Genomic DNA, 24,770 nt, shown 5'->3' with positions numbered 1-24,770 from the left:
CAACGAGCGGACACCATGGCAACCACCAACGAACCCCTGCAACTGAATCTCGGCTCCTTGCGCAGCGCGATGTCGCTGACGCTGCACACGCACCACGCCTCGCGCATCTGGCACGGCCGCGCCGCCGCCGAAGGGCGACCGGGCATCGTCGGCCTGAACGGCTACATCGCCCAGATGAACAAGATGCGGCGCGGCTCGGAGCAGGACGACCCGTACAGCGACTTCTGGATGCTCCGCATCGAGGACAAGCTCGACCAGACCAAGGCCACGCTGCAATCGCTGCGCGAACAGGTGGACCAGGCCCTGGCGAGCGTGCCGCCGGCACTCACCCTGGGCGAAAATCTCAACGTCCAGCCGGTCAAGCTGCCGCTGTTCGTCAATGCGCAGCTCGGCTTTGCCGCCGTGTACCTGCTCGCCGACTACGACGATATCGCCCGCAAGCTGATCCTCGCGCACCACACCGCGCTGATCGATCGCTCGACGCTCGAACGCTGGCTCAACGAAGGCGCGCATGCACTGCGCAGCCTGTTCTCGTTGGCCCAGCAGTACCGCTATTCGGGCTGCACCCGCGACGACTTCGCGGAGAAGAACGCAGCAGCACGCGCGGCGCTGGAGAAGTTCGGCGAGCTGCCGCAGGACGTGCTGGAAGGCACGCGCCGCTCGAAGTTCGCGCCGCCCATCGTGCGCCGTGGCCTGCAGCAGCGCGGTGAGGCTCCTGCCGCAGCCGATGCCCCCACCGACGAGGCCACCACCACCGAGGCACCCGAGACCACTGCGGGCGAGGACGCGCAGGCATGAGCGACCCGAACTGCGACACCCGCTACTTCCGTCCGCTGCAACAGACCGCCTTCATGCGGCTGGAACACGCCGCCTCTCTAAAAGGCCTTTTAAAGCCCTTTAAAGGTAAAGGGGACTTGGAGGCCTGGGCCAGCCAGTGCTTCGCCATGCGCGACGAGTTGATTGGCTTGGCGCAGCGACAGGTGCTGCCACAGGCCGCCGGGCATCCCTTCCACCTGCTGCCCATCGAACTGGCCCTGCAGACCACTGGCGCAGGCACGGCGTTTTTGCGCTGGCGCAAGCACGACAGGTCGGCCATGGGCGTGGCCCTGTGGCAGGAGCTGATGGCCAGCACCAGCACGCCGGTCAACCTGCTGGCAGACCTGCACGCGATCGAGCTTCAGCGCATCACGCTGAACATGCAGATCAGCCTGTTGCACACCTTGGGCAGGCAGGCGCAGGAGTGCGCCAGCAAGGCGGCCGAGGCGGAAGGCGCCTACCTGCGCCGGCTCAAGTCCATTCCCGCCGCCATGCGCGATCGGTGATTGCGCCAGGTATCCCAGCACGCGCCCGACGCCGACCAGGTGCGGGTATTTCAACCACCACGGAGATCACACCATGAGCACGCATTTTTCTGGCGAGGGCAACATCGGCTCGCCACCGGAGTACCGCGAATTCCCCAACGGCAACGACGAGCCGCGGCGCTTATTGCGGCTGAACGTTTATTTCGACAACCCCGTCCCCACCAAGGGCGGCGACTTCGAGGACCGCGGCGGTTTCTGGGCGCCGGTGGAAATCTGGCACCGCGACGCCGCGCACTGGAAGGACCTGTACCAGAAAGGCATGCGCGTGCTGGTCGTCGGCCGCATGGAGCGCGAACCCTGGACGGACAACGAGGATCAGCCGCGCGAGACCTGGCAGATCAACGCGCGCAGCGTCGGCATCCTGCCGTTCCGCATCGAGTCCGTGACCCTCAGCCCCAGGCAGCAGGAGACCGCACAGGACGTGCAGCCGAAACCCCAGCCCGCCCAGGAACCGACCGCGCCGAAGGAGCCGAAGCGCAGGAAGTGACCCGACATGGGGCGGCGGCGGTTGTCCGTCGCCCCATGCCCTCGCGAGCTATCCCCAGGGGATAGCTCCATCAACGTCCACCAACTTCCACGCGCCCCCGAAAATCGCGACTCCCGGCCCACGTACCCCCGGCCGCACGCTACTCCCCTCCCAGCCATCCCACCCCGTGAAAGTGGTCGCCACCGCATGCGGCTTGTTTGCTGCTGCCCCTGGTGGCGCTCGGCATCCTCGATTCCAGCAACTCCATGAACCACGGAATTCGGATGGACGGACATGCGGCTGTTTTTGTGCGAGAAGCCCTCCCAGGGCAAGGACATAGGCCGGATTCTCGGCGCGACGCAGCGCGGTGAAGGCTGTCTCAGCGGCTCCGGCGTCACCGTCACCTGGTGCATCGGCCATCTCGTGGAAGCGGCAACCCCCGAGGTCTATGACGCGGCCCTCAAGCGCTGGTCGCTGGAGCAGTTGCCCATCATTCCCCAGCAATGGCGGGTCGAGGTCAAACCGAAGACTGCCACGCAATTCAAGGTCGTCAAGGCGCTTCTGGCAAAGGCGACCCATCTGGTCATCGCCACCGATGCCGACCGCGAGGGCGAGCTGATCGCCCGCGAGATCATCGACCTGTGCGGCTACCGCGGTTCCATTGAACGCCTGTGGCTGTCCGCGCTCAACGATGCGTCCATCCGCACCGCGCTCGGCAAGCTGCGGCCATCGTCCGACACGCTGCCGATGTACTACTCGGCGCTGGCGCGCTCACGCGCCGACTGGCTGGTGGGCATGAACCTCAGCCGGTTGTTCACCGTGCTCGGGCGGCAGGCGGGCTATGACGGCGTGCTCTCGGTCGGGCGCGTCCAGACGCCGACGCTCAAGCTCGTCGTGGACCGCGACCGCGAGATCGCGGCCTTCAAGTCGGTGCCGTTCTGGGCCATCGACGTGTCCCTGTCCGCGGGCGGTCAGGCTTTCAGCGCGCAGTGGGTTCCGCCCGATGGCTGCACCGACGACGCCGGCCGCTGCTTGCACCAGCCCATCGCCCAGCAGGCCGCGCAGCAGATCCGCGCCGCAGGTGCTGCCCAGGTGGTGTCGGTCGAAACCGAGCGCGTGCGCGAAGGCCCGCCGCTGCTGTTCGACCTGGGAACGCTCCAGGAGGTTTGTTCCAAGCAGCTTGGGCTGGATGTTCAAGAGACGCTGGAGATCGCCCAGGCCCTGTACGAGACCCACAAGGCCACGACGTACCCGCGTTCGGATTCCGGTTACCTGCCCGAAAGCATGTTCGCCGAGGTGCCCACGGTTCTCGACAGTCTGCTCAAGACCGATCCTTCGCTGCGCCCGATCATGGACCAGCTCGACCGCTCCCAGCGCTCGCGCGCCTGGAACGACGGCAAAGTGACGGCGCACCACGGCATCATTCCCACCTTGGAACCCGCGAACCTCTCGGCCATGAGCGAGAAGGAACTGGCGGTGTACCGGCTGATCCGCGCGCACTACCTGGCGCAGTTCCTCCCTCACCACGAGTTCGACCGCACGATCGCCGAGCTGTCCTGCGGCCAGCAGAAGCTGGTGGCCACCGGAAAGCAGGTGGCCGCCCAGGGTTGGCGCCTGGTGCTGGCCGAGCCGCAAGCGGACGAGGACAGGGAAACCACCGCGCGCAGCCAGGTACTCCCCGCGCTGCGCCAGGGCATGGCGTGCCAGGTGGCCGAGGCCGAGATCAAGGCGCTCAAGACGATGCCGCCCAAGCCCTACACGCAAGGCGAACTGGTCAAATCCATGAAGGGGGTCGCCAAGCTGGTGACAGACCCGCGCCTGAAGCAGAAGCTCAAGGATACGGTCGGCATCGGCACCGAGGCGACACGGGCCAACATCATCAGCGGGCTGATCACCCGCGGCTACATCGTGAAGAAGGGGCGCTCCATTCGCGCATCGGATGCGGCGTTCACCTTAATCGATGCCGTACCCGCGGCGATTGCCGACCCCGGAACCACCGCCGTGTGGGAACAGGCGCTCGACATGATCGAGGCCGGACAACTCACCCTGGACGTGTTCATCGGCAAGCAGGCCGCATGGATTTCGCAACTGATCGCGCAGTACGGCAGCACCTCGCTGTCCATCAAGGTTCCCCAGGGGCCTGCTTGTCCGCAGTGCGGCGCACCGACGCGCCAACGCACCGGCAAGACCGGCCCCTTCTGGTCGTGCAGTCGCTACCCCGACTGCAAAGGCACGCTGCCGGTCGAAACCGGCGCGTCCAAGCGCGGTGCCTCGCGCCCGCGCAGTAGCGGCCGCAAAGGCTCTTGACCGACCCCGTTTCCCGAGAGCCGTGCCCGCCATCGGCGGCGTGGCCAATGTCCCGCACGCCCTGCGGGATGCCCAGCGCGCAACGCCTTCTCTTGTCCGTGTGCGCGTCCCGCCCAGCCGTACCCGGCTGCGGGACCTGAAGGTAGCTTCTCCGCGAACCATGCTCGGGGTTTCCCGGCGCCTTCTGTTGATCTGCATTTTTCCGCCCCTGCGAAGGGTCCCCCGATGGCTTGCCAGGCTGCGAGCCACCCGGAGACCCTTCACGGTCAGCGGTATTCGATGCCGTGCCCAACGGCGAAAAACTGGGCTCCTTTTGTGCGCGGATGTGCGCCAGAAGATACCGGCGCCAACCACGACATGCGCCGGGTGCGATTGCTGACAGCAGACGGTTCTAGCGACGACCGGGCCTGCCAATCAGCCCACGGGTGGTTCTGTCCTCCCGAGCCGAAGGCCGCTGGGCCTTCGGCGCCTTTCTCCTGCCGATCAACGTCCCGGCCCGGCCAAACGGTCCAGGGCCACACGAACAGGAGACACGCCATGAACCCGCAACCTCGCACCCCACGCGGTGCGCCCCAGCCCGCGCCACTGCTGTACGGCAGCGTGTGCAGCGGCATCGAGGCCGTGAGCCTCGCCTGGCAACCCCTCGGCCTCGAAGCCGCATGGTTTGCCGAGATCGAGCCGTTCCCGAGCGCCGTGCTCGCCCACCGTTACCCCCGCGTGCCCAATTTGGGCGGCATGACCGCGATCGCCCGCCAGGTGCGTGCCGGCACCGTGCCGGCGCCCGACATCCTGGTCGGCGGCACGCCGTGCCAGTCGTTCAGCGTTGCAGGTAGCCGCCGCGGGCTGGATGACCCGCGCGGAGCCCTTTCCCTTGCCTATGTGGAGCTTGCAAATGCCATCGACCAAACCCGCCATCAAGACCGCCGCCCGGCGGCAACGCTCGTCTGGGAAAACGTCCCAGGCGTCCTCAACGACCGCAGCAATGCCTTCGGGCATTTCCTGGGCGCATTGGCCGGAGAAAGCCGTGCGCTCCAGCCGCCAGGGGAAAAATGGGCGCACGCTGGTTGTGTGTCTGGACCCCGCCGCCGCATCGCCTGGCGCGTGCTCGACGCTCAATATTTCGGCGTCGCCCAACGCCGCAAGCGCGTGTTTCTTGTGGCAAGTGGTGGAGATGACCTCGATCCCGCAGAAGTACTTTTTGAGCGCGCAGGCCTGCTCGGGGATTCTTGTGCGGGCCGCGCGCCGTGGCAAGAAGTTGCCAGCGCTGCTGGACCGGGTACTGAATCAGCAGGCGCAGGCCTCGCAGGATTCGCAGGACTGAAGCAGTTCTACGGCAAGGTCACGACGACGTTCGGATTCAGCGGCGGCATTGGCCCCGTCGATGTGGCGGCATGCCTCATAGCCGCTGGCCCTAAGCACGACATTCGCACCGAGACGTTCATGGTGCAGTCGGTCGCTGGCAGCATCGCCCACACCCTCGACACCGCCAACAACGGCAAGGGCAGCAGCGAGGATGGCACCGGCAAGGGAGTTCCGATCATCGCCTTCACCGCTCAGGGCAGCGGCGCCGATGCCACGCTCGACCTGACGCCGACGCTGCGCGCTGGCGGCCACCGCAACAGCCATGCGAACGCGGGTGTCGTGCCCGCGATTGCCTTCGCGCAGAACAATCGCGGTGAAGTGCGCTTCGAGTCAGGTCATGGCCAGGTCGCTTGCACCGTCCTGTCCAACGGCAAGCCGGGCTACGGGGTGCCGATGGTGGCCTGCGTGTCCCTGCGCGGCCGGGAGCAGGGTCTTGCCGCCGAGTTGGGCGGCAACGTATCGGCCGCCCTGCGCACCAGCGGCGGGGGCGCGGACAAGCCCCATGTGCTGACCCCCGACTTCGAGGCGCATTTCCGCTACGACTGGAACGACCCCGGCCCCGGCGACTGGTCGCATTGGCGCGTGCGGCGGCTGATGCCCGTGGAGTGCGAGCGGCTGCAAGGCATGCCCGACGACTACACGCTGATCCCGTACCGCGGCAAGCCCGCCGCGGATGCGCCGCGCTACAAGGCGATCGGCAACTCCATGGCCGTCCCGTGCATGGCATGGCTGGGCCAGCGGCTGGTGCAGTGCCTACACAAGACGGGCTCAACCGCTTCGGATTGATCGGCGACGCAGCCTGCGGCCCGCGCCATTCTTCCTCCTGCACTGCCGATGTACCGGCAGCCGCCCGCAGCCAGGGTGTCAAGGCTGCCGCGGGTTCCAACCGCGCCACCCGCCAGTTCGCCTCGGCATCTCACCGGCGAACGCTGCCCACCGGGGCATTGATGCCTCTTTTTTCTCCAACCCACGGGATGGCCGCCACGTCCCGTCAGGGGCATGTCGCCACCCGGTCGATTTCAGGACTTCCCATGGACAACATCACCAAGCAAGACCGCATCACGCTGAAGAACCTCAAGGTGGCCGACTTTGCCAGCGAGGAAACGATGTGCTTCAGCGCCACCGTCGTGTTCGACGGTACTCCCATCGCCGAGGCCCGCAACGACGGCCACGGCGGCTCGACGTTCCTGCGCGCGCTCAATGGCAAGGCGGCGCTGCTGGCTCAGGCCGAAACCTTCGCCAAGGGACTGCCGCCTGCGCCGCTCGACCTCGGCCAGGAGGGTGAAGACCCTCACTACATCGACATGACGCTCGACTTCCTGGTCGATGAACTGGCCGATGCCATGCACGCAGAACGCAAGGTGCGAGCCGCGTTCAACCGCGACATCGGCAACAAGGTGCTGTTCATCAAGGACGGCAAACTGCTGTTCATCAAAGGCATCAAGCTCAAGGCCATCGCCGACCGCAAGGCGTACTTCGCTTCGCTGCGCGCCAGGCAGGCCCAGCCCATCGTCATCCTCGCCGAGCTTTCGCCCGAGCAGGCATTTGACCTGTGGAAGCAGCATGTCCTGGGCGACAAGCCCGACTGACCCAGCGCCACCGCACCCTCCTGACAGCCCTGCACTCGTGCAGGGCTTTTTCTTTCTCCGAGCCCAGCAATCGGGGCTGGACCGGATGCCGTTTTCCAACTGACGCGGCACGGCCCGCGCACGAAGCTGCCCGCATGTTCGCTGATTCCGGTCAGCACATGCCAGCAGCCAGGGTTCCAGGCTGCCGCGGGTCTCTCCCGCGTTGCCCACCAGTCCGCATCGCATCAGGTCTGCGGACGCGCGTCCCCGTGACGTCGATGCTTTTTATCCACCGCGTGCGGGAGCTGCCATCCCGTGAGGGACAAGGCCCCGCTTTTCCAAGGAGCCCGTCCATGTCCCAGCAAGCCTCTTTTGGCGAATTAGCCTCGACCTACTGCGGCAAGTTCCTGCCGCTCGAAGTCCTGCAAAGCGCCGCCGGTCACTACATCGGCACGCGCGATACCGAAGGCCCTGTTTCGCGGGAATCCCGCGAGTACTTCCGCAGCTATGCCGCGGCTCAACGTGCCCTCGAAAGAGGCGGCTGGTCCCAGCTCGCCATTCCCTGATCCAACTGGAGGAATCACGTCATGAACCAGCTACTGCCCCGGGAAGTTGTCGATCAGATCATGCGGGAAGAACAGCATTTCGCTGCCGCGCCCCAAGCCTTCTTCGAGGCCTGGAAGCGCGGTGTCGAGATCGCTGGCCCCGAATGGTTCGGTGACGGCACCCGTGAAGGTCTGAACCAGGCCAAGAGCAAGTGGGATCTGCGTCCCAACATGCTGCAGCTCAACGATGCCCTCGGCGTCCTGAGCAGCGGCGAACGCATGTTCCTGTCCGCCATGGTCAGCTTCTACAACGCGCGCGAGGGCGGTGCCATGCTCAAGCGCTGCCACTTCAACGGACTGTCGGACTTCGACGGTCTCGATCTGCAACGCCGCAAGGTCATCGCCGACCTGCTGGTGAACTACAACGGCTGGTGAGCCGGTCCCCGGCGCACCACTGCTTTTCGTTCCCCCCGAGAGGGACATGCGCCCACAAAGCCATGTCCCTCAATTTCTTCGCCATCGCCCAGCGCCAACGGCCTCGGGCTATTACTTGCGGATGCCACCGTCCGCATGGGCTGGCTCCGCTCACTTCTCGAAAGGAGCCACCATGGCAAACAACTACTACGAGGGCACGGGCGTTCTCATGCTTGATCGTGTTACCCCCGTCATCCAGGCGCTGTTCGGCGTCTTCGCATTGGATGAAAGCTATCCCGGCAACGGGCATGCCTACATCGCCAGGATCGCCGAGACCAATGATCCGCAATGGTCAAATGTGCTGGGCGGTCTGGAAGACCTCGCAGCGCAACTCGGCATACCCATGCCCGACGACGAAGGCTTGTCGATTCCTCCACTGCTCGAACTGCTGGCCGTGCACTTCGGAGCCGACCAGGATCAGGAACTGCAGAACCTGATCGAACAACACCAGTTCGAGGACAGCGCCGATCTGGAGGCCTTACTTCTGATCGCAACCTGCTTCGACGACGGCCATGACCTGACCGCCATCCAGTTCGAGGGCTGCTGGTATTGCAGCAAGCCAAGGCTGTTCGAGTTCGGCGGCAGCGGCTGCTACCTGAGCCGCGAGGTCCAGGTCTTCAGAACGTCCTCGCAGGCACTCCAACTCGGCGACCAACTGCGCAAAGCCATTAAGGCCAGCGACATCGAAGAGGCCTCGGCGTTGATCGCACTGGAGGCCGCCAATCTGCTCGCGGGCATCAACGACGAGCATTTCCGCCTGAATGTGCGCCATCGCATCGCCGAACGGCTGGCCCAGACGCCAACGATCAGTGCCGACTGACGCATTTTCTCTTTTCAACCCACCGGGTCCAATTCCCGGTGGCGGGGATTGGCTCCATTATTCAATCTGGAGAAATCCCATGTCCCAAAATCCCAATCCCTTTGTCCGCGGCTACTGGAATCTGAAAATCGTCCGCACGCTGTCCATCAGCTACGAGGACGGAAGCCCGCATGTCTGGCGAGCCATCCACGTGAGCCAACAGCATCTCTCCGATGAGGAACTGGTTTCTTCCCCCTGCATCGTCACCAGCGAGTTCGCGGTGGTCAGGAATGGCACTGAACCTGTCAGCGCCGAACTGATGGCCGAATGCAATGCTGTTGAAGGCGTCAGCGGCGAAGGCGTAGTTGGTGCCGTGGTCTATGCCATTCACGGGGACGACTTCGACGGCCGCCCGATCCACGTCGGTGACACCTATTCGGCCGAAGCCGCGCGAGACGTGGTGCAGCGGTTGAGTTTCGAGACCGGCTATTACAGCCGATGCTGGGAAATCAGCAGCGCGCACATCAGCCGGAAAACCGGCCAGTACCTCGCCAACCTGGCAGACCTCGCCACGCCGGAGGCCTTTCTGTTCATCGCCTTCCGGGTTCCGTACAGCCCGGCGATCGGCGTCAAGCTGATTTCCACGCCCTGGACGGACCAGAACCTGGAGCATGCCGAGGGCATCGGCGCGGAGCAGCTTCGACAAGAGCACCGGAACAAGGGCATGCCGGACGACCTGGCGAACATCCTTGAACTGGCTGGCCAGGCCGATGTGCGCATTCTCATCCTCGACGCTGATGCGCCCGCGCTACTGGGCTTGCCGCTGGCCGAGTCCTAGCAGTCGCGCCACGCACCATTCTTCCTCTTTGTTCTTCCCCATGTCAGCCCGTCTCCCACCCGGAGCTGGGCTGATCCATTTTCATAGGAGCAACCTCATGTTCCCCGACCTCATCTCGCATGCACCCGACTTCGAGCACCAGCTCGGAGCCTGCGTCAACGCCATGAGCCAGGACGACGCCATCGGCCAGATCCTGGTATTCGAGCGCACGAGAGGCATGCTACACATGCGCCATATCGCCAGCGCCGACCTGGTGGACAGCGACATTGACGACTACGAAATGGTCGTCTTCGACGGTGGCAACACCAGCGGCGACACGTGGAAGCACGTGTTCTTTCCACGTCAGCGCGAACACTATTTCGTGTACGAAGCCTGATCCATCCAGCCCCTTTCGAGGGGCTTTTTCTTGCCCGTAGCGCAGGAAACTGGGCGCGGCGCAGTGCCGTTTCATGCGGGCGGGTAGCGCGGCCCAGGGCCATTCTTGCCCCATGTTCGTCGGCGTTGCCGACACATGCCCAGGCAGCCGAGACCTTCAAGGCTGCAAGTGCGGGAAACCGTGCTGGTCTTTTTTCTTATCGGACGTTCCGCGTCCATCCACGCCACCCACAAGGGATCTCTCCCTTGCGGGCGGGAATCCCTTGTTCTTCCTCAAGGAGATTCCCATGGATCGTACCCTCATCAAATCCATGATGCCTTCGCTTGTCGCAGGCCATGTGCCTCGCAACGTGCGGTCGTTCAAGTACCGCGTGTTCGATGATCAGCCGCAGTCCTCGACGCTTGGCTTCGCCATAGACCCCAAGCCCTTCGACGGCAAGGTTGTCTCGGCCAACGACGACGCCATTGTCGTCAAGCTCAAGCCCAGCGAGTTTGCGGTGCTCGATCCTGACCTGGTGACTACCGTTCCCAGCGAAGGCGCCAAGGTGCATGTCCAACCGTATGCCCGCCGCCGCTTCGACGGCCTGCGCGCGGACACCCCGGAGGTGATCACCGAGAAGACCGCGGACGGTGTTCCCTACACCATCACCAAGCACATCCTCGGCTCCGCGCCTGCCAAGCTGCCCATCCCCGAGCCGCAGTGCATGGAACTGGGCCAGCTCATCCAGCAGTTGGAGGAAATGCCGGCGCCAGACGGGTTCCGTCGCATCACCCACATGCTGGTCGATGCGGGCGCCCGCGACTTCACCTGGGTCGATCCCACGCCGTCCAAGATCATCGAAACGCCTCCGGCGATCAGCTTCACGGTTTCGACCGCGAAGTTCGAGGGCCAGGTGACGATCCTCTACGACCGCGGCGGCGACACCTACGTGGTGGAGCTGCGCCACGACGGTGAGCTGGTCGATCGGCACGACGAGGTGTATTTCGACATGCTCGGTGAAGTGCTGGAGCGGCTTATCGACGACGGGCGCTGGCGCCTGATCGACGTGAGTGTGATCGACACCAAGGCCACCAAGCGGCGCCAGGCGGTGCCGGCATGACGTCCAAGGCAAACGGCTGCTGGGTGGTGTATTCGCCCAAAGCGTCGGCCATCAGCGACCGCGCTGGCTTCTGGTCCAACGAGTTCGGCCCGGCGACGCGCTTCTCGACGGAAGAGACCGGGCGCTTGCAGCTTCCGATCTCCACTGGTCGCAACGCGCGCTTCGTTCCATCTCAGGAAGCCCAGCGGTATTACGGCTGAGTGAGCAGCCTACCCCACAGGCCTTCCATCCATTTGGATGGAGGGCCTTTTTTCTTATCCATACAGGAGATTTCAACTATGTCACTGCGATTCAAAGGTTCCGACCTTCGCCCCGTGCTGGCCGAGGCCGTCGCCAACCAATGCCGCGTCGTCCTCGCCAAGGATCAGGGCGTGTACTTCCTCGCCGAGCGCGGGGAGCGCTATCCCGATGGCCGAATGAAGCTTCTAGCATATGCCGTCGGCTGCAACCCGGATTCCGATCCATTCGAGGGTTGGTGGTACCTGGCCAAGCATATGCTAGGTGCCGACGACTTTGCCGAGTTCTTCGATCCGGCCGATAGCGTCTTTACTTGCATTCTGCACAGCACGGATGACCTGATGCTCTTCGCTTCTGACACGCATCTGTCCTTGGAAGTGGTACCTCCCGCCTGACGCGGCATTCACCGCTCGGCCCTCGCAGCCCCCGTTTGGGGGCTTTCTTTTTGGCAGCGCCGGGCGGCACGGGCAAAGGGAAACACCCGGATGCCGATTGATTGCTGTCGCGCGCGCGAGGCCCGGCCATGCTGACCCCATGCCTGCTGACGTTGTCAGCGACATGCCAGGCAACCATCGGTCTTCGAGGTTGCGGCGCAGTTTCCACTGTGTGACCGAGCCAGCTCGCACCGCATCCGTCCGCGAGCGGCCACCAGTCTCTGGTGGCGGATGCTTTCGCCTTATCAACCCACCGCGGGGTTACGCACCTTTCCCCGCATGTGTGGGCCTGGTGTGTCTCCGCTTCTTCCAATGGAGATTCACCATGAACACCACTTCCAACGAGAAATCATATTTCGACCTCCACACCTCGGGCATCGGCTATGTCCAACGTGCCCGCGAGGTTCCCGTCCGGGGCGGCCGCCGTGCGCAGCCCTTCCTGGCATGCACCATCGCCGCGTTGGTCGGCTCCGCTAAGGACCCCAGCTACCGCTACTTCGACGTCAAGGTCTCGGGTGCCGAGGCCAAGAAGCTCGTTCAGCGCTACATCGGCGTTGACGATCCCAAGCAGCGCCCGCTGGTGCGTTTCCGCCTCGGCGATCTGTGGGGCGATGCGTACATCCGCGACAAGGGTGAGCAGAAAGGCCAGGCCGCCGCGTCCCTCAAGGCGCGACTGCTCAAGGCCGAGCTGATCGACCGGGCCGAACTGGCCTCGATCGAGAAGCATGAACTGGTCACCCACGGCATCGGCTACCTCAACCGTCCGAAGGACGTCACCCCGAAGGATGGCGACCCCTTCCTGTCGTGCTCGATCGCCGCACTGGCCGGCCCCGTCGATGAGCCGGACTATCGGTACATCGACACCATCGTCTCCACCCCTGAAGCCGAGCATCTGGTTCGCCGATGCGTGCAGGCCATCGAAGGGGACCGCAAGGTGCTGATCGCCTTCCGTCTGAACGACATGAAGATCGATCCGTACATCCGCACCAAGGGCGAGCGCGCCGGGGAACCGGGAGCGAGCCTGGAATCGACGCTGGTCCACATCGGTCTCATCAAGATCGACGGCACCCAGGTCTATCCGACGAGCCAGGCGCAAGCCGAGGCGCCGCAGGCCGAGGACGCATCCGCGCCCGAAGCCGAGGTTGCTGCCGACACCGCTATCGACCAGCTTATCGAGTCCGCCGAGCGCGAGCCCGCAGGTGAAGCCGAAGAGCAGGAGCCGGCATTGGCTGCTTCGTTCTGATCCGGCATGGCCCCTCACGGGGCCCTGCCTTTTCCCTGCTCCCCAAGGAGAACCATCATGACAGCCACATCGGCATCCGCAAGGTCAGTCCCACCCATCGTCGTATCGGGCCAGCTTTCGATCCGCACAATCCACGGCCGCAATGGTCCGTTCTGCGTCGGCTACCTCGTCACCCCTATCGGAAACTTCGCGGTGAAGGACGCGGAACTGGAGCAATACCCTGAAGGCAAGTACGACGGGGAGTTCGTGATCCGCTACATCTTTCCGAATCCGATCCCCATGCGGGGCGGTATCAAGTTCGAGATTCGTTGCAACCTCGATGGCATGACGCTCTTCGGCGTTGACAAACTGAGCCGCGAGGATATTCGCGGCTTTTCAACCCAGGATATTGATCCGCTCGATGAAGAACTGGGGGCGCAGCCTGCGGCAACGCCGGCCAAGCCCACCAAGGCATCCAGGCCCGCCAAGCCCGCATCCGTGCAGGCGTCCGCGGACCCGCTGGTCGATACCACGCCTTTCGGCATGGATGCGCCGACGCCCGCTGTGGCTGCTGCCCCCGGCAGCACCGAAGATGGCGACGCCGCACTGTTCAGGCTGCTCTGGCCGCTGGGAGAGTCCGTGAAACTGGATTCGACCATCGACCGCCTCACCCTGCGCGCGCAGATCGTCCGCCTGGGCGAACTTGGCTACGCGCTGGACTTCAAGACGCAGGAGTGGGGCCGCCAGGCCGAACTGCAACCTGCGTGATCGCGGACGCCGCATCCGCGGTGTTCTTCATCCACCCGCCGGGGTTCTTTCCCCATGCGGGGGAGACCCCGGCCTTTTCTTTGGAGGTCTCCATCATGTCCAACATCGCTTCAGATACCCACCGTTCCGCACTGGATGAAACCGCGTGGCGGGCTGTCTGCGAGACGGCTGCCAAGCAAGCCATCCATGGCTGCGGACAGTCTCACGACTGGTACGTGGAACGGTTCAGTTCAGAAGTTGACGCGCAAGTACATCGGTTACCCGAGCATCAGCAGGCATATGCCCTGCAGATAGCAGAGGAATACGGGGACTACGCAACACCCGCCGAAAGGCATGAGACTCAGGACTGGAATGCCGAAAACGGCATTTGCATGCACGGCATCGATCGGGATTGCTGCCCGGCCGGTTGCGGTGATCTTGAGTACTGACACGCGACTTCATCGCTGCTAACGCGGCATTCCATCACCCGCTGGGGGTTCTCCCCCGCGGGGAGGCCTCCGGCTCCACTTTTCAGGAGGCCTTTCATGGGCAGGTATTTCTCCCCCCAATCGCGATCTGAACTGATCGCGGAACTGATCACACCGCAGGAGACCGAGCGCGCCAGCGTCAAGGTCATCGCCCACGCGCTGCGTGGCAACGTCCTCTGGTCCGTCGCGGAAGTGACGGCCAAGGTCGAAGGCGTGCATCGTGATCTCGCACCGGGTCAATCCCTGCGCTACATCCGCTGCGATCTGCTTGAACGCAGTGGAAGCCAGTGGGGTTACAAGCCGCTGGAAGAGTCCATGCACCCGTACTACTACTCGTGCCCGCTGTCCTATCTGGATCTCGCACCGGAGCAGTCCGCCGAATGGCGTGCAGGCGTTCGCGCCCACCACGCGCAGCGGCGCACACCGACGGCTTCCACGGCACCCGCCGCAGCGCTGTTGGTCTGAGCCAGGAGGAACCGACATGGACCCGATCCTGGCTGCGCTCCCGCCCGCGTTGTTGAAGCTCGTCGAAGGGAGTCTGTCCAACGACGAAGTTTCTTCCGACGAGGAAATGCTGGCGTACTTCATCAGCGACGGCCTCACCGAGGATCAGGCGCGGCGGGCACTGACCTACCGCGACCAGTACCTCAACAACATCTACCTGGACGGCTTCACGCCGATTACCGCGGTGGACGAGGCACTTCACTTCAACCCGCACACCCGGCAGTTCGAGCCGGACTGAGCGGTTTTCTTCCACCCCTTGGGGCAGTACTTGCCCCAGCGGGCGGTGCTGTTCCCGTTCATCCGAGGACACCACCATGCCCGCAGACACTTCTTCCACCACGCTTTACCGCATCGACGAATGCTCCGACGTGATGGCCGACGCTTGCGTCGGCGATGACCAAGGCAACCTCGTCTTCCTCTCGATCTGGGCGCGGGACACCGCCGTCCAGCAGTTCCTCGCTCGCCTGACCCTCGGGCGCGACGAGCAGGAACTGGACCAGTTCCACGTCATCACCGACCAGGGCGGCAGCGTCCCGGTGTTCATCGGCAACGTCGATCGTCTGGAAAAGCGCATGACTCGCGCCTACCGACGAACGCTGTTCGGATCGCTCTCCAACGTGTGGCTGTTCGATCGCCGCTGCGTGAAGCCCGACAAGGCCAACGCCAGCGCGCTCGCACTGCTGCCACGCGGCAACGCCCACCGGCTTGACCGCATGTGGACGCTGGTGCGGGACACCTGCCCGTTGCCGCTGCTCGATCACTGGCGCGAGACCGTGCTGGAACTGCTGCAAACCCGCGAGATGCTGGCCCGCCTTCCGTTCGCCCTCGGGCCACTGGAAGGTCATCGGCTCGCCATCGACGTGCCGGCGCTGACCCTGGCGCTGGGCTCCTTGATCCGCAGTGACGTACTCACCGCCTATCCTTTCCGGCCAAGATTTGGACGCCGGAAGCGGTAGCGGCTTGACCCACCCGCGGAAGCACGCCTCTGCGTGCTTCCGCCTTTCATCCCCGCCAACCAGGAGACTTCCATGGCCCTCATGTTCCCGCGGCTCGCCCGCAATTTCGTGAAAAACGGATACTTCCCCACGGATGAACCCACGCTCGAAAGAGCCCTCAACGCAATGATGCCCAGCGACGGGTCGATGTGCATCCTCGATCCCTGCGCAGGCGAAGGCGTGGCGATCGCCGAAGCTGCTCATGCCCTCGGGCGCGAGCAGGTAAAGGCGTTCGCGGTCGAGTTCGACGCCGAGCGGGCACGCCATGCCCGCGGCCTGGTCGATCATTGCCTGCATGCGGACCTCATGGACGCGATGATCTCCAAGCAGTCGTTCGGGCTGCTCTGGCTCAACCCACCGTATGGCGACCTGTCCAAGGACGTCAACGGCAATATCGGTTATCAGGGACAGGGCCGTGCCCGCCTCGAAAAACTGTTCTATCAGCGCAGCCTGTCGCTGTTGCAGTACGGCGGCGTGCTGGTCTTCATCGTCCCCGGCTACGTGCTCGACGCGGAGCTGGTCGGCTGGCTGACGCGCCACTACACCGACCTGCGGATCTACCGAGCGGTGGAAACGCAGTTCAAGCAGGTGGTGATCTTCGGTCGCAGGGTGCGTCAGCGCGAGCAGGCACCCGATGGCGTCAAGGCCGTGCGCAATCTGCTGCTGCAGGTTGGGCTTGGCGAAGTCGAAGCCGAGGAACTGCCGAGCGAATGGCCGTTCCTGCCGTACATCATCCCCGCCAGTCCGGCCGAGCCGGAGCATTTCTTCCGCGTGACGATGGAGCCGGAGCAGTTCGCCGATGAGGTTGGTCGGCTCCAAGGCCTCTGGCCGTCGCTGGATACGCACCTGGGAGCCGCGCAGCAGTCGCTGCGTCCGCCCGCGCGTGCCTTGTCCCACTGGCATCTCGCCCTGGCTCTGGCCGCGGGCGCGATCTCGGGGGTTGTGCGCTCCAAGACCGGGCGCGTGCTCATCGTCAAAGGTGACACCCACAAGGACAAGACGCTCCAGCGGGAATTCACCGAACGCGAAGACGGCTCCATCGCCGAGACCCGCATCCTCACCGACAAGTTCGTGCCTGTCATCCGCGCGTGGGACATGACGCCTGGCTCCGCAACGCGGGGCGAGGTGTTAACCATCCGCTGATCGCTGTTTATCGATGACGGTTCGCCGTCGTTCTCATCCACCCAACGGGGTCACGCTGCCCCGGTGGGCCCGTGGCCCGACTAACCTGCAAAGGAGTAGAACCCATGGCCCACGACGTTCCTGACCGCAACCGCCGCAATCTGTTGTTCCCGATCGGCGCACTGATCTTCAGCGAAAGCATCGACCGCCTGATGCGTGAAGGCCGGCTCGACCCGATACCGTACTTCCAGCGCCATGTCAGGGGCGACTGGGGCGACGTCACCGACGACAAGTGGCAACAGAACAATGCCGCCTTGCTGTCCGGCGATTGCCTCGACTCGCTCTTCATCGTCACCCGCGAGCTGACCATCCGCGTCGTCACCGAAGCGAATCGCAGCGCCACCCACATCGTGCTGCCGTCCGAGGACTGTCCTCCGGCCGCGTAGCCGTTTCCTTCAGGCAGGCCGCCAGCGCCTGTTCCTGCATTCATCCACCCAACCGGGGTCACGCGCCCCGTGGGGCCGTGGCCTTTCCATTTCTTTAGGAAAAACCCATGGCACAAGAAGTTGTTTTCGCCAGCGTCGTTCCTCGGCCTCTATTCCCGACCGGACATCTGGTCGCGACGGCCGGCGTCGATGCGCTTATCCGGCAAGGCCGGCTCAATCCGACCGAGTACTTGCGCCGCCACCTCAGCGGCGACTGGGGCGACCTTTTCGACAACGACCGGCGCCAGAACGACGTGGCATTGCAGTCCGGCGAGGATCGCCTGTTTTCGTCCTACCAGGTCGCGCCTGACCTGAAGCTCTGGATCATCACCGAATGGGATCGCAGCGTCACAACGTTGCTGCTTCCGAGCGAGTACTGATCCTCATCCAGCGGCCTCGCGTCGCATCTTTCTTCCCACCTCGGGGCATCCCATTGCCCGCTGGGGTGGTGATGCCCCATTTTCCTTGGAGCATCACCATGTCCCTCGATCTCGATACCACTGCCAAAGAAGCAACGCCCGTACAGGGCGAACTGCTCGATGCGGAATCTTCCCCTCTGACCCAGAGCCTTCAGGATTTCGTCGGTGAGTTCGGCGACGAACTGCTCGACTCCCTCAACCGTGCCAACCCGCCGGTTTATACCGGTCAGCCACAGGCGCACCGGCAACTCGTCGTCGCCAGCCTCAAGCGCAAGCTGTTTGAGGCCCAGACCGAAGTCGTCCATGCCGCTGCCGAGCTGCTGATTGATCATGGCGAACGCGCCGCGATCGTCAATGGCGAAATGGGCTGCGGCAAAACGACCGTCGGCATCGCCACGGCCGCCGTGCTCAACGCCGAAGGCTACCGCCGCACCCTGGTTCTTTCGCCCCCACACCTTGTTTACAAGTGGCGGCGCGAGATCCAGGAAACGGTGGCAGGCGCCAAGGTGTGGGTGCTCAACGGGCCGGATACGCTGGTCAAGCTCATCAAGCTGCGCGAGCAGCTAGGTGTGCAGCCCACGGGCCAGGAGTTCTTTGTCCTGGGGCGCGTCAGGATGCGGATGGGATTCCACTGGAAGCCCGTCTTCACCACGCGGCGCAACCGCCATGGCGACGTGGCAGCGTGCCCTGACTGCGGCACGGTCATCACCGACCTCGACGGCGAGCCGGTCAACCCGGTCGCGCTCGAAGCCGAGGAGTACCGCAGGAAGTGCAGCCATTGCGCCGCACCCCTGTGGACGTTGATCCGCCCGAGAAGTCTGCCCGGCAGCGATCAGTCTTCGGCCGTTCTCAAAGCCTTGAAGCGCATCCCGACGATCGGCGAAGTCACCGCGCAGAAGCTCATGAAACGCTTCGGTGATGGTTTCCTCGCCTCCATGTTGGGAGACAACGTACATGAGTTCATCAACCTCATGGACGGCAACGGCGAGCTGGTGTTTTCCGACCGCCAGGCCACACGCATGGAACGTGCGATGGCCAACATGGAGTTCGGCTTTGGCGAGGGCGGCTATCAGCCGTCCGAGTTCATCAAGCGCTACCTGCCGCAAGGCACGTTCGACCTGCTCATCGCCGACGAGGCGCACGAGTACAAGAACGGCGGCAGCGCCCAGGGCCAGGCCATGGGCGTGCTGGCAGCGAAGGCTCGCAAGACCTTGCTGCTGACCGGCACGTTGATGGGCGGCTACGGCGACGATCTGTTCTACCTGTTGTTCCGAGCCCTTCCCGGGCGGATGATCGAAGACGGCTACCGCCCGACCACGAGCGGCAGCATGACCTCGGCCGCGATGGCGTTCATGCGCGATCACGGAGTCCTCAAGGACATCTATTCCGAGAGCACCGGCACGGCGCACAAGACCGCGAAAGGCACGAAAGTCAGTGTCAGAACGGTCAAAGCTCCGGGCTTCGGCCCCAAGGGCGTGCTGCGCTGCATCCTGCCGTTCACGATCTTCCTCAAGCTCAGAGACATCGGCGGCAACGTTCTGCCACCGTATGACGAGGAGTTCCGTGAAGTCGCGATGGACACGGCGCAAGCCGCGGCCTACCGCGATTTGGCGGGTCGGCTGACCGCGGAGCTGAAACAGGCTCTGGCGCGACGCGATACGACCTTGCTGGGTGTGGTCCTCAACGTGCTGCTGGCCTGGCCGGACTGCTGCTTCCGGTCGGAGACCGTGGTGCATCCGCGTACACGCAATACCTTGGCGTTCGTCCCGGCTCAGTTCAACGAGTTCGAGATCAGCCCCAAGGAGCGTGAGCTGATCGACATCTGCAGGGAAGAGAAAGCACAGGGCCGCAAGGTTCTGGCCTACACGGTCTATACCGGCACGCGCGACACGACTAGCCGGTTGAAGGTATTGCTGGAGCAGGAAGGCTTCAAAGTGGCGGTACTGCGCGCAAGCGTGGATGCCAGCCGCCGCGAGGACTGGATCGCCGAGCAGTTGGACCGTGGCATCGACGTGCTCATCACCAATCCCGAGCTTGTCAAGACGGGATTGGACCTGTTGGAGTTTCCGACGATCGTGTTCATGCAGTCGGGCTACAACGTGTACTCGCTCCAGCAGGCGGCACGCCGCTCCTGGCGTATCGGGCAGAAGCTGTCCGTGCGCGTGATCTACCTGGGCTACGCCGGCTCCTCGCAGATGACCTGCCTGGAGCTGATGGCCAAGAAGATCATGGTCTCGCAGTCCACTTCGGGCGATGTACCCGAATCGGGGCTCGATGTCCTGAACCAGGATGGTGATTCCGTGGAGGTCGCATTGGCCCGGCAATTGGTAACTGCGTGATCTGCTGTCTGCCGGCATCCTTTCGGGGGTGCCGGCATTTTTCTAGGAAATTGCTGTTCGGAGGATTCGATCACCGCCCCGGTCCCAGCGCGGGGAAGGCTAAACTGATTAGACAATACCGAGACTCAAGGAGGCACTATGGCTATGGTGATCGAAGCAGCATATGCAGATGGTACTGGTGCAGCCAACGCACTGCATATGTCTCAGGCGCAGTGGGAAGAGTTGCAACGGGCGTACTGCATCGGTGATCTGCTGATGCCTTGCTGCAACGCTCCAGCGATTCCCAAGGTTAGTGCTAATGGGTACCCCTTCTTCGCGCATCTAGGAGGTGCGTGCAGTACTTCCGAAGAAAGCCAATGGCACCTGGCGGCCAAGATACTTGTGCGCAGCGTGCTTGAAGATCTTGGATTCCGTGCCTCGGTTGAAATGCCGGGTTCGGGTGATGCAGGTCGCTGGCAGGCTGATGTCTGGGGTGAGCGCAATGGGGTTAGGTTGGCTGTCGAGATCCAAAGATCGTATCAGTCGCTCCGTGACTACCGTAAACGCCAAGAGCGGTACCGCGAGGCGGGCATCAAGTCTCTTTGGTTGCTGCGGCAGGAGCGATATAGCACTCTCACCAAGAGCATGGGAAAGGAGCGTCTGCGCACCGAGTTTGGGGGCAAGTTCCCTTCGGCTGGCCACTTCGGCCCGTGCCTTTCTGACCTGCCGGTCGCGATGCTTGAGCTAGATCCGGCCCCAACGGTCAAGGGTGCCGGATTCTTCAACGCAACCCTTCCAAACATACTTGAAGCAGTGCTTAGTGAGCGCTTTCTTTGCATCAACGGTCTATGGTGTATCGATAACCTAGACTCGATGAATAACGCCGCCAGACTCTCGCGCGAGCGTTTCGCAGCCAATCGCTTGGCTGCAAAGATGTAGCTCGACTGTGGTGTTGCTCGACATGCGCCGACGCAGCACCGACACTCCAGATTCTCGGGTTCACACTCAAATGCCAGCGGCACGCATTCGCGCCTCCAGCTCATCAAGGAATGGCGAGCGCCCAAAGCGCATAGGGCCATAGCGGCCATCAACGAAGCCCGAATACAGCATGTGGACCTCGTCGCGAGCACGTGTGAGTCCCACATAGAAGAGCCGGCGACTTTCGCGCAACTTCTCTGGAGTTTCATTGCGCCACGGCAGATTTCCGAGGTCGAGTCCAACCATGATGACGACGTCGTACTCACAGCCCTTTGCGGAATGCAGTGTCAGCAGATTCAGGTGATCGGGCGAACCGTCCCGGCCGCCCAAACTCGTGATGTCTAGCGAAGCCAGTGCACCTCCTTCAGCGAGCGCTGCCGTCATGCGATCCAGTTGCTCCTTCTGATCAGCGAGCGCCAATTCAGCCGCCAGCAGATGATCCACTACACCGTTGCGCAGCGAAGCAACAAATTCTCGCGCAGGTTGCTGGTCAGCACGCAGCTCCCATAGCAAGGCGGTTAGCTCTTGCTCTTCGCGCTTGGCCTGTGAATCGTCCAAGCTCGCCCGATGAAATGCGCGATAGCGGTCGAGTAGTCCGCGCAATTGTGGGCGTCCAACACGCCAGCCACCCGCGCACCACGCCGCACAATCTTCTACCCAACTTGTTAGGGCAACCTTGCGGTAAGGTGCTGCGGTATCCACACGGATGTAATCGAGACCACCGGTTGCCACAGCTTCAGCCACGATATCGCCTGCGCGATAGTCTTTGTATAGGATCGCGATATCGCCCAGTGTTCGTCCCGGCTTGGAGGCTAAGGCCGCCGGAATGATCTGCGCGACGGCGTGCGCAGCCTGGTCCGCCATACCACCCGGGCGCAGGACAAATTCGATGGTCGTTTGTCGCGCAGGATCGCTCGCTTGATAGCCTCGGGCTTCTCCAAGCGCCATCTCTGACGCAGTCACGATCCCTGCACCAGAACGGTAATTTAACTGAAGCTGGACAGGCTCAATGTCTCTGCGAGCCGCCAATTCCATGAGCAACGCGCCATCAGCTCCCGTAAATCCATATATCGACTGATCCGCATCCCCGACAGCGAAAAGTCGGACACCCCCGTCGAAGGCAAGGCGTTTGACGATGCGATGCAGTGCCACGCCTAAATCCTGGTACTCATCCACCGCGAGCACGGGGAATTTTGCCTGAACCAGAGGTAGTACCCAGTCGTGCTCGGCGATCAAACGTTGGCCGAAGACAACCATGTCATCGTAGTCAATCAGCCCATCGTCGCGCAGAGCGGCCTCGTAGGCCTCGGCCCAGGCAGCGAGTTCCTCCTCGCTACGCCAAGCGACGCTATTTCGATTGAGCACGGAACGGCGATGCCGCCCGAGGTCAATAACTTTGTACGGATGGTTCTGGCCGAAAAGCGCATCTCCAGTTTGCTTCAACAACCGATCACTGACTCGTTGAGTGGCCACCGAGAGTGGGAAAGATATGGGCAGGCCGGCCAGGCGTCCATACGGCATCAAGAGATGACGCAGACAGAACCCATGGACCGTACCAATGAAAAGATTAGGTGCCTGCTGAAGTCCCAAGCTTTCAATTCGGCGAGCGAGTTCGCGAGCGCACTCCTGGCTATAAGTGATGCACGCAACGCCACGTGGGGCCTCGACGTCTTCGGCCAGGATGCGGGCGAGCTTTAGGACGAGTGTCTTGGTCTTACCGCTCCCGGGACCAGCGAGTACCACACAATGTCCTTGAGAGTTGTAAGCTGCCAACTGCCCTGGATTTCCAGCCAACTCGGCAGCCTGCGCCAGGTAGGCTGTACCGACGTTACGCGACGGCATCGCGGATATGCTCCAGCGCAGAGCGAATGTAGGCCGGGCAAACGTCCTCAGACACCGACGGCGCAAGTGCCTGTGCAAATCTCCCCTTGCCAATCCGTTCAATCAACTTCAGCAGCCGGTCTTCATCGACCTGATCCGGATCATCCACCCACTCTTGCAGTGCGTCCCGGGTGACTTGCCTCAGCGGCAACTCCTGCTCGATTACCGACTTCATCGCCTCGGTCATTCCGGCGGCAAATAGGTCGGATTCCAGCGTGCTCTCGTTGACGAAGTATCCAAACTCTGCGGCGTATTTGAGCACATCATCTATATCCAGGTCATCGTAACCATATTCGTCATCGACCTCGTTTAAGAGATTAATTAACCGCCTGTGGGCTAGTGGAGGTTTGCCATTGACCGGGTCGCGATCTGTCAAAATTACATGTGGAATATTTAGCCCTTTAGGGCCCAAAAGCTTCACATAAGGAGTGAAGTTCGTCCCCCCGACCGAGCACACAGTGATTCCAAGTATGTCGAAAGGAATCCCGAGGGCGTCGGCGAACGCGGGGATGATGAAGCGCTCGGCGTCCCCTTCAACCAGAATCACTCCCCGGGAAAATAATATTTCTCCGCGAGTGACGTCGATGTAGCGCTGGAGGTCGTCTTCATCCCTCTGTGTGAAAGGTGCGTTCGCGGTCGAAACCGCGACGGTTTTCCCGTCCGTTGCGTTATGACGCAGGAGAACGATGGACCTAATCGGTGTAACGCTTGCGATTTGCGGCGAGTGAGTAGTGAGAATTGTCGTCAGCGGAGGGGCTTCGTCCTCATCTTCCGCACTTGTGCCGAGAAAGTAGCGATAGACAAGACGCTGGACATGCGGATGCAGGTGCGCTTCGGGCTCCTCGACGACGAAGAATGTGTGGTCGCGCTCCCCCTCGGAGACGAGACGGTCGAGTTCGAGGCTCTTCAAGGCCAGGAAGATCAGATTCGCCGTTCCTAGGCTGGCATCGCCGACACCGCGAACACCGTTGTCGATGAGCAGCCGAAGGCTACGCAGCAATGCATCCACTCGTGTAGGTGCAAGTCCGAGCGATACCGGGACAGCATGTTGCCCCCCGGCGATTGCGATCAGCCGTTCGCTGATCCGTTCTGCTGTCGCTACCACTTCCTCGTGTCCAGCCAGCTCTCGCTGTGCTTGGTCGACCTGATTCTGAATCTCCTCACGGGCGTCATCATCCAACGACGCGGCAAGATCCTCAATGAGCGGCCTCAATGGCGAATTGCGCCAGCTCGCAAGGTCCTTCTCAGCGTCACGCAGGGCTACCTGAACATCTATTGGCAACATCCGGCGAAGTCCGCCGCCGATACGCATTTCGGGATCGTTGCCACCGAAGATCACATACTCATAGTCCTTCAACGATTCCGGGGCGCGCCCCAGGCCCGCCTTAGGCTGGAAGCGGTAGGTGAGTCGGGCCACCATGGGTGGGCCAGGATCAATCACGCAATCGTTGAGGTGAGCCATCAGCCGGGGATCGTTTGTGAAGTCCGTTAGATCCACAGAGACCTCAATGGTCGCACCAACCTTGTCTTCGCCAAGTCCGTCCCAGAAATGTTCAAGCCCCAGTTGTCGATCGCGTTCAGACAAGCCCGGATCAAGGATCAACTGCAGGCCGCGAATGAAATTGCTCTTGCCAACCTTGTTCTCTCCCACGATGACGATGCTTTCCCCCGTCTCGACATCAACATCCGAGAAATTGGCGAAATTGATCAACCTGACCCGAGAAACCCTCATTTACGCCCCCGTC

At 62.9% G+C, this 24,770-nt stretch carries 26 protein-coding genes and 1 pseudogene; 25 read left to right on the top strand and 2 right to left on the bottom strand.

The window, feature by feature from the left end; genetic code table 11:
* Positions 1-15 precede the first annotated feature (15 nt).
* The 25 genes and pseudogenes from HBO11_RS18795 to HBO11_RS18675 all read left to right on the top strand — a co-directional run bounded on the left by HBO11_RS18795 (position 16) and on the right by HBO11_RS18675 (position 21,105).
* Positions 16-798, top strand: coding sequence for a PFL_4669 family integrating conjugative element protein (locus HBO11_RS18795; RefSeq protein WP_017640399.1), 783 nt, complete (start codon positions 16-18; stop codon positions 796-798).
* On the top strand, positions 795-1,322 hold the full coding sequence (locus tag HBO11_RS18790) for a DUF3158 family protein (protein WP_026083766.1): 528 nt from the start codon (positions 795-797) through the stop codon (positions 1,320-1,322). The genes HBO11_RS18795 and HBO11_RS18790 overlap by 4 nt, the downstream gene beginning before the upstream one ends.
* Positions 1,323-1,395: 73 nt before the next feature.
* Positions 1,396-1,848 (top strand): single-stranded DNA-binding protein, encoded by a 453-nt coding sequence (locus tag HBO11_RS18785; RefSeq protein ID WP_017640401.1) that lies wholly within the window; start codon positions 1,396-1,398, stop codon positions 1,846-1,848.
* A gap of 273 nt (positions 1,849-2,121) precedes the next feature.
* The gene (locus HBO11_RS18780; RefSeq protein ID WP_058130698.1) at positions 2,122-4,134 is read left to right on the top strand and encodes a DNA topoisomerase III; all 2,013 of its coding nucleotides are present in this window, start codon (positions 2,122-2,124) and stop codon (positions 4,132-4,134) included.
* Between the two features lie 537 nt (positions 4,135-4,671).
* Positions 4,672-6,282: a DNA cytosine methyltransferase gene (locus HBO11_RS18775; protein WP_017640403.1), complete on the top strand. Its 1,611-nt coding sequence runs from the start codon at positions 4,672-4,674 to the stop codon at positions 6,280-6,282.
* A gap of 245 nt (positions 6,283-6,527) precedes the next feature.
* Entirely contained in the window at positions 6,528-7,085 is a 558-nt protein-coding gene (locus HBO11_RS18770) for a hypothetical protein (protein WP_017640404.1), read from the top strand.
* 332 nt (positions 7,086-7,417) lie between these two features.
* The gene (locus HBO11_RS18765; RefSeq protein ID WP_017640405.1) at positions 7,418-7,630 is read left to right on the top strand and encodes a hypothetical protein; all 213 of its coding nucleotides are present in this window, start codon (positions 7,418-7,420) and stop codon (positions 7,628-7,630) included.
* A gap of 21 nt (positions 7,631-7,651) precedes the next feature.
* Positions 7,652-8,044, top strand: a complete 393-nt coding sequence (locus HBO11_RS18760) for a hypothetical protein (RefSeq protein ID WP_003290188.1) — start codon at positions 7,652-7,654, stop codon at positions 8,042-8,044.
* A gap of 172 nt (positions 8,045-8,216) precedes the next feature.
* Entirely contained in the window at positions 8,217-8,903 is a 687-nt protein-coding gene (locus HBO11_RS18755; protein ID WP_017640406.1) for a hypothetical protein, read from the top strand.
* 79 nt (positions 8,904-8,982) lie between these two features.
* On the top strand, positions 8,983-9,720 hold the full coding sequence (locus HBO11_RS18750) for a hypothetical protein (RefSeq protein WP_011489289.1): 738 nt from the start codon (positions 8,983-8,985) through the stop codon (positions 9,718-9,720).
* Positions 9,721-9,817: 97 nt separating this feature from the next.
* Positions 9,818-10,096: a hypothetical protein gene (locus HBO11_RS18745; RefSeq protein WP_003290191.1), complete on the top strand. Its 279-nt coding sequence runs from the start codon at positions 9,818-9,820 to the stop codon at positions 10,094-10,096.
* A 286-nt stretch (positions 10,097-10,382) separates the two neighbouring features.
* Positions 10,383-11,195 carry a hypothetical protein gene (locus HBO11_RS18740; protein ID WP_017640407.1) on the top strand — a complete coding sequence of 271 codons (813 nt, stop codon included), beginning with the start codon at positions 10,383-10,385 and terminating at the stop codon, positions 11,193-11,195.
* On the top strand, positions 11,192-11,395 hold the full coding sequence (locus tag HBO11_RS18735; RefSeq protein WP_017640408.1) for a hypothetical protein: 204 nt from the start codon (positions 11,192-11,194) through the stop codon (positions 11,393-11,395). Before HBO11_RS18740 ends, HBO11_RS18735 begins: the two co-directional genes overlap by 4 nt.
* A 78-nt stretch (positions 11,396-11,473) precedes the next feature.
* Entirely contained in the window at positions 11,474-11,827 is a 354-nt protein-coding gene (locus tag HBO11_RS18730) for a DUF3085 domain-containing protein (protein WP_017640409.1), read from the top strand.
* A 364-nt stretch (positions 11,828-12,191) separates the two neighbouring features.
* Entirely contained in the window at positions 12,192-13,109 is a 918-nt protein-coding gene (locus HBO11_RS18725) for a DUF3577 domain-containing protein (RefSeq protein ID WP_100552109.1), read from the top strand.
* Between the two features lie 57 nt (positions 13,110-13,166).
* On the top strand, positions 13,167-13,856 hold the full coding sequence (locus tag HBO11_RS18720; protein WP_017640411.1) for a DUF3275 family protein: 690 nt from the start codon (positions 13,167-13,169) through the stop codon (positions 13,854-13,856).
* Positions 13,857-13,951: 95 nt separating this feature from the next.
* Complete coding sequence (locus HBO11_RS18715) at positions 13,952-14,284, top strand: hypothetical protein (RefSeq protein WP_026083767.1); 333 nt, start codon at positions 13,952-13,954, stop codon at positions 14,282-14,284.
* A gap of 96 nt (positions 14,285-14,380) precedes the next feature.
* Complete coding sequence (locus HBO11_RS18710; RefSeq protein WP_017640413.1) at positions 14,381-14,788, top strand: hypothetical protein; 408 nt, start codon at positions 14,381-14,383, stop codon at positions 14,786-14,788.
* A gap of 16 nt (positions 14,789-14,804) precedes the next feature.
* Positions 14,805-15,065 carry a hypothetical protein gene (locus HBO11_RS18705; protein ID WP_003290203.1) on the top strand — a complete coding sequence of 87 codons (261 nt, stop codon included), beginning with the start codon at positions 14,805-14,807 and terminating at the stop codon, positions 15,063-15,065.
* 76 nt (positions 15,066-15,141) lie between these two features.
* Positions 15,142-15,791: pseudogene (locus HBO11_RS18700) on the top strand (hypothetical protein).
* Positions 15,792-15,831: 40 nt separating this feature from the next.
* The gene (locus HBO11_RS18695; RefSeq protein WP_256204535.1) at positions 15,832-16,965 is read left to right on the top strand and encodes a DUF6094 domain-containing protein; all 1,134 of its coding nucleotides are present in this window, start codon (positions 15,832-15,834) and stop codon (positions 16,963-16,965) included.
* A gap of 104 nt (positions 16,966-17,069) precedes the next feature.
* Entirely contained in the window at positions 17,070-17,390 is a 321-nt protein-coding gene (locus HBO11_RS18690) for a hypothetical protein (RefSeq protein WP_017640415.1), read from the top strand.
* A 107-nt stretch (positions 17,391-17,497) separates the two neighbouring features.
* Positions 17,498-17,809 (top strand): hypothetical protein, encoded by a 312-nt coding sequence (locus HBO11_RS18685; RefSeq protein ID WP_017640416.1) that lies wholly within the window; start codon positions 17,498-17,500, stop codon positions 17,807-17,809.
* A gap of 98 nt (positions 17,810-17,907) precedes the next feature.
* Positions 17,908-20,187: a helicase-related protein gene (locus tag HBO11_RS18680; protein WP_017640417.1), complete on the top strand. Its 2,280-nt coding sequence runs from the start codon at positions 17,908-17,910 to the stop codon at positions 20,185-20,187.
* A 138-nt stretch (positions 20,188-20,325) separates the two neighbouring features.
* Positions 20,326-21,105: a competence protein CoiA family protein gene (locus HBO11_RS18675; protein WP_017640418.1), complete on the top strand. Its 780-nt coding sequence runs from the start codon at positions 20,326-20,328 to the stop codon at positions 21,103-21,105.
* 66 nt (positions 21,106-21,171) lie between these two features.
* On the opposite strand, the gene HBO11_RS18670 is transcribed toward HBO11_RS18675, so the two are convergent.
* A complete protein-coding gene (locus tag HBO11_RS18670) occupies positions 21,172-22,986 on the bottom strand; it encodes an ATP-dependent helicase (RefSeq protein WP_026083768.1) in 1,815 nt (604 codons plus the stop codon).
* A complete protein-coding gene (locus HBO11_RS18665; RefSeq protein WP_234029208.1) occupies positions 22,973-24,736 on the bottom strand; it encodes an AAA family ATPase in 1,764 nt (587 codons plus the stop codon). The genes HBO11_RS18670 and HBO11_RS18665 overlap by 14 nt, the downstream gene beginning before the upstream one ends.
* Positions 24,737-24,770: the final 34 nt, after the last annotated feature.

This window comes from Pseudomonas sp. WS 5010, assembly GCF_012985565.1.
Taxonomy (GTDB): domain Bacteria; phylum Pseudomonadota; class Gammaproteobacteria; order Pseudomonadales; family Pseudomonadaceae; genus Aquipseudomonas.
Note: the sequence above shows the minus strand (reverse complement) of the source record. Positions and strands in the feature narration are given on the sequence as shown.

Coding starts and splice junctions, on each gene's coding strand:
- HBO11_RS18765 (WP_017640405.1), top strand. CDS start 7,418: ATGTCCCAGCAAGCCTCTTTTGGCGAATTAGCCTCGACCTACTGCGGC.
- HBO11_RS18675 (WP_017640418.1), top strand. CDS start 20,326: ATGGCTATGGTGATCGAAGCAGCATATGCAGATGGTACTGGTGCAGCC.
- HBO11_RS18750 (WP_011489289.1), top strand. CDS start 8,983: ATGTCCCAAAATCCCAATCCCTTTGTCCGCGGCTACTGGAATCTGAAA.
- HBO11_RS18725 (WP_100552109.1), top strand. CDS start 12,192: ATGAACACCACTTCCAACGAGAAATCATATTTCGACCTCCACACCTCG.
- HBO11_RS18670 (WP_026083768.1), bottom strand. CDS start 22,986: ATGCCGTCGCGTAACGTCGGTACAGCCTACCTGGCGCAGGCTGCCGAG.
- HBO11_RS18790 (WP_026083766.1), top strand. CDS start 795: ATGAGCGACCCGAACTGCGACACCCGCTACTTCCGTCCGCTGCAACAG.
- HBO11_RS18680 (WP_017640417.1), top strand. CDS start 17,908: ATGTCCCTCGATCTCGATACCACTGCCAAAGAAGCAACGCCCGTACAG.
- HBO11_RS18690 (WP_017640415.1), top strand. CDS start 17,070: ATGGCCCACGACGTTCCTGACCGCAACCGCCGCAATCTGTTGTTCCCG.
- HBO11_RS18755 (WP_017640406.1), top strand. CDS start 8,217: ATGGCAAACAACTACTACGAGGGCACGGGCGTTCTCATGCTTGATCGT.
- HBO11_RS18720 (WP_017640411.1), top strand. CDS start 13,167: ATGACAGCCACATCGGCATCCGCAAGGTCAGTCCCACCCATCGTCGTA.
- HBO11_RS18795 (WP_017640399.1), top strand. CDS start 16: ATGGCAACCACCAACGAACCCCTGCAACTGAATCTCGGCTCCTTGCGC.
- HBO11_RS18685 (WP_017640416.1), top strand. CDS start 17,498: ATGGCACAAGAAGTTGTTTTCGCCAGCGTCGTTCCTCGGCCTCTATTC.
- HBO11_RS18705 (WP_003290203.1), top strand. CDS start 14,805: ATGGACCCGATCCTGGCTGCGCTCCCGCCCGCGTTGTTGAAGCTCGTC.
- HBO11_RS18730 (WP_017640409.1), top strand. CDS start 11,474: ATGTCACTGCGATTCAAAGGTTCCGACCTTCGCCCCGTGCTGGCCGAG.
- HBO11_RS18780 (WP_058130698.1), top strand. CDS start 2,122: ATGCGGCTGTTTTTGTGCGAGAAGCCCTCCCAGGGCAAGGACATAGGC.
- HBO11_RS18770 (WP_017640404.1), top strand. CDS start 6,528: ATGGACAACATCACCAAGCAAGACCGCATCACGCTGAAGAACCTCAAG.
- HBO11_RS18775 (WP_017640403.1), top strand. CDS start 4,672: ATGAACCCGCAACCTCGCACCCCACGCGGTGCGCCCCAGCCCGCGCCA.
- HBO11_RS18715 (WP_026083767.1), top strand. CDS start 13,952: ATGTCCAACATCGCTTCAGATACCCACCGTTCCGCACTGGATGAAACC.
- HBO11_RS18745 (WP_003290191.1), top strand. CDS start 9,818: ATGTTCCCCGACCTCATCTCGCATGCACCCGACTTCGAGCACCAGCTC.
- HBO11_RS18760 (WP_003290188.1), top strand. CDS start 7,652: ATGAACCAGCTACTGCCCCGGGAAGTTGTCGATCAGATCATGCGGGAA.
- HBO11_RS18785 (WP_017640401.1), top strand. CDS start 1,396: ATGAGCACGCATTTTTCTGGCGAGGGCAACATCGGCTCGCCACCGGAG.
- HBO11_RS18740 (WP_017640407.1), top strand. CDS start 10,383: ATGGATCGTACCCTCATCAAATCCATGATGCCTTCGCTTGTCGCAGGC.
- HBO11_RS18710 (WP_017640413.1), top strand. CDS start 14,381: ATGGGCAGGTATTTCTCCCCCCAATCGCGATCTGAACTGATCGCGGAA.
- HBO11_RS18735 (WP_017640408.1), top strand. CDS start 11,192: ATGACGTCCAAGGCAAACGGCTGCTGGGTGGTGTATTCGCCCAAAGCG.